General features: G+C 62.9%; 3 protein-coding genes. All 3 read left to right on the top strand.

Going from position 1 to position 2,801, the window contains the following annotated elements; translation table 11 throughout:
• Window positions 1–32 precede the first annotated feature (32 nt).
• A complete protein-coding gene (locus BN1189_RS04700; RefSeq protein ID WP_040226028.1) occupies window positions 33–809 on the top strand; it encodes a YibE/F family protein in 777 nt (258 codons plus the stop codon).
• 168 nt (window positions 810–977) lie between these two features.
• A complete protein-coding gene (locus BN1189_RS04695; protein WP_040226025.1) occupies window positions 978–2,627 on the top strand; it encodes an FAD-binding dehydrogenase in 1,650 nt (549 codons plus the stop codon).
• Between the two features lie 22 nt (window positions 2,628–2,649).
• Window positions 2,650–2,801: NADPH-dependent FMN reductase (locus BN1189_RS16750; protein ID WP_040226023.1), on the top strand; the 152-nt coding region annotated here is incomplete at its 3' end.

The following is a 2,801-nucleotide window of genomic DNA, read 5'->3' as shown; positions in this document are numbered from 1 at the left end:
CTCTACTTCGTGAAGAGAAGGGGGGCGGGCGCATGAACACGATCGTCTGCCTGGCCTTTATTTTACTTGCGCTCATGCTGCTCGTCGGCGGGCGGAAGGGGGCGCGGTCGTTCATCGCGCTGTTTCTGAACTTCGGCGTCGTGATCGTCACGCTGTTTTTCCTGATGGACCCGGCCGTCGATCCGGTCATCCTCACGCTCATCGCCTGCACGGTCATCAGCGCCGTCAACCTGTTCTACATCAATGAAATCAACAGCAAGACCGTCCTGGCGTTCGTTTCGACGCTCCTGACGATCGCCATCCTGCTGTTCCTCATCTACTGGATCGCCAAGAGATCGATGATCCAGGGGTTCAGCGAGGAGGAGGCGGACGAGATCAGCATCTTTTCCTTGCTGATCGGCGTCGATTTCGTGAAGATCGCCGTGTCGATGATCATCATGAGCACGATCGGCGCGATCACGGACGTCGCGATCGCCATTTCATCGCCTGCGCGGGAAGTGTTCCTCCATCATCCGGACATCAGCCGAAAGGAGCTGTTCCAGTCCGGCATGAGGATCGGCCGCGACATCCTCGGCTCTGACACGAACACGCTGTTCTTCGCGTTCATCGGAGGCTACATGGCGCTGCTCATCTGGTTCCGCGACCTGGATTACTCGATCGGCCAGATCGTCAATTCCAAGGTGTTCGGCGGCGAGATGCTCATCATCTTCTCCGCCGGCATCGGCATCGCCCTCATCATCCCGATCGCCGCGGGCCTCAACGCCTGGTGGCTGACACGGCAGAAGACGGGCAAGGGCCGGGAAATCTAAAGGTCTGCCAATAAACCGCCCGGCCCTCCGGATCCAAAGGAGGGCCGGGCGGTTTCTGTTGACCGGGCCGCTCCTGACGGCTACTCCTCAGCCCCCGACCCCTCCCGCCCGACAAGTTCTGAAAATTCATTTACAATGGATGCAACAATGAAAACGGGGGGATTTCGGATGGACTATGATGTGATCATCGCCGGAGCGGGGCTGTCGGGGATCGTGGCGGCGTCGGAGCTTGCCGGCGCGGGGAAACGGGTGTTGCTGCTCGATCAGGAGCCGTCGTCGAATTTCGGCGGGCAGGCGTGGTGGTCGTTCGGCGGGCTGTTTCTCGTGGATTCGCCGGAGCAGCGGCGGCTCGGGATCAAGGATTCGCATGAGCTGGCGTGGCAGGACTGGCTCGGGACGGCCGGGTTTGACCGGCTGGATGATGAGGATCTGTGGGGCCGGCGCTGGGCGGAGGCGTACGTCGACTTTGCGGCGAATGAAAAACGGGATTGGCTGCATTCGCTCGGGGTCCGCTTTTTTCCGGTCGTCGGCTGGGCGGAGCGCGGGGGAAGCCTGGCGGACGGGCACGGCAACTCGGTGCCGCGGTTTCATATCGTGTGGGGAACGGGACCGGGGATCGTCCGGCCGTTCCGCGACGGGGTCCTCAAAGGGGTTCAGGACGGCCTCCTCCATTACCTGCCGCGCCACCGGGTGACGGAACTCATCACCGAAAACGGGGCGGTCACCGGCGTCCGCGGCGAGAAGCTCATGCCGAGCGATGCAAAGCGCGGGGTGGCCACGTCGAGGGAAATGGAGAGTCTGTTTGAAGTGCGCGGCGGGGCGGTTCTCGTCACGAGCGGCGGCATCGGCGGCAATCACGGGCTCATCCGGAAAAACTGGCCGGAGCGGCTCGGGAAGCCGCCGGAGCGGATGCTGTCGGGCGTGCCGGCGTTTGTCGACGGGCATCTGCTGGCCGAGACGGAAAAATCGGGCGGCCGGATCGTCAACCGCGACCGGATGTGGCATTACACGGAAGGGCTCAAAAACTTCGATCCCGTCTGGCCGAACCACGGGATCCGCATTCTGCCGGGCCCGTCGTCGCTCTGGTTCGACGCGGAAGGGAACCGGTTCGGCGCGCCGAACTTTCCGGGCTTCGATACGCTCGCGACGCTCGAAGCGATCGGCAAGACCGGCTACGACTATTCCTGGTTCATCCTCACGAAGAAGATCATTGAACGGGAGTTTGCGCTTTCCGGCTCCGAGCAGAATCCGGACCTTACCGGGCAGAGCATCCCGCTCATCCTGTCGAGAATCCTGCCGGGCGCACCGGACCCGGTGCAGGCCTTTCTCGACAACGGAGAAGACTTCGTCGTCGCCGACACGCTCCCCGAACTCGTCGCCGGCATGAACCGGCTCTCCGGATCAGATTTGATTTCCCTTGAAGCGATCGAACGCCAGGTTCGTGCACGCGACCGGGAAATGGACAATAAATTCTCGAAAGACGCACAGGTGACGGCCATCCGAGGCGCCCGGCATTCGGTCGGGGACCGGCTCATCCGGGTCGCCCCGCCGCATCAGATCCTTGACCCGGACGCCGGCCCGCTCATCGCCGTCCGGCTGAACATCGTCAGCCGGAAAACGCTCGGCGGCCTGCAGACGAACCTCGACGGACAGGTGCTCGGCATGGACGGGCAGCCGGTCCCGGGCCTGTATGCCGCAGGCGAGGCATCCGGCTTCGGGGGCGGGGGCGTCCACGGCTACCGTTCGCTCGAAGGCACCTTCCTCGGCGGCTGCCTGTTCTCCGGACGCCAGGCGGGACGGGCGCTGGCAAAGAAATGAATCCAATCAAGGAGGCGGTTTCATGAACATGCTCGCCATTGTCGGCAGCCTGAGAAAGAATTCGTATAACCTGCGGCTCGCGAAGACGATCCGGGAGCGATTCGGCGGGGAATTCGATCTCCGCATCGCCGACATCGGCTCGCTTCCCCATTTCAATGAAGACCTGGAAGACGG

Source organism: Bhargavaea cecembensis, assembly GCF_000826125.2.
GTDB lineage: Bacteria > Bacillota > Bacilli > Bacillales_A > Planococcaceae > Bhargavaea > Bhargavaea cecembensis_B.
The sequence above is the reverse complement of the archived record's forward strand: the minus strand, read 5'-3'. Positions and strand labels throughout refer to the sequence as shown.

Bases quoted from the DNA above. Each gene is read 5' to 3' on its own strand.
- BN1189_RS04700 (WP_040226028.1), top strand. From the start codon at position 33: ATGAACACGATCGTCTGCCTGGCCTTTATTTTACTTGCGCTCATGCTG.
- BN1189_RS04695 (WP_040226025.1), top strand. From the start codon at position 978: ATGGACTATGATGTGATCATCGCCGGAGCGGGGCTGTCGGGGATCGTG.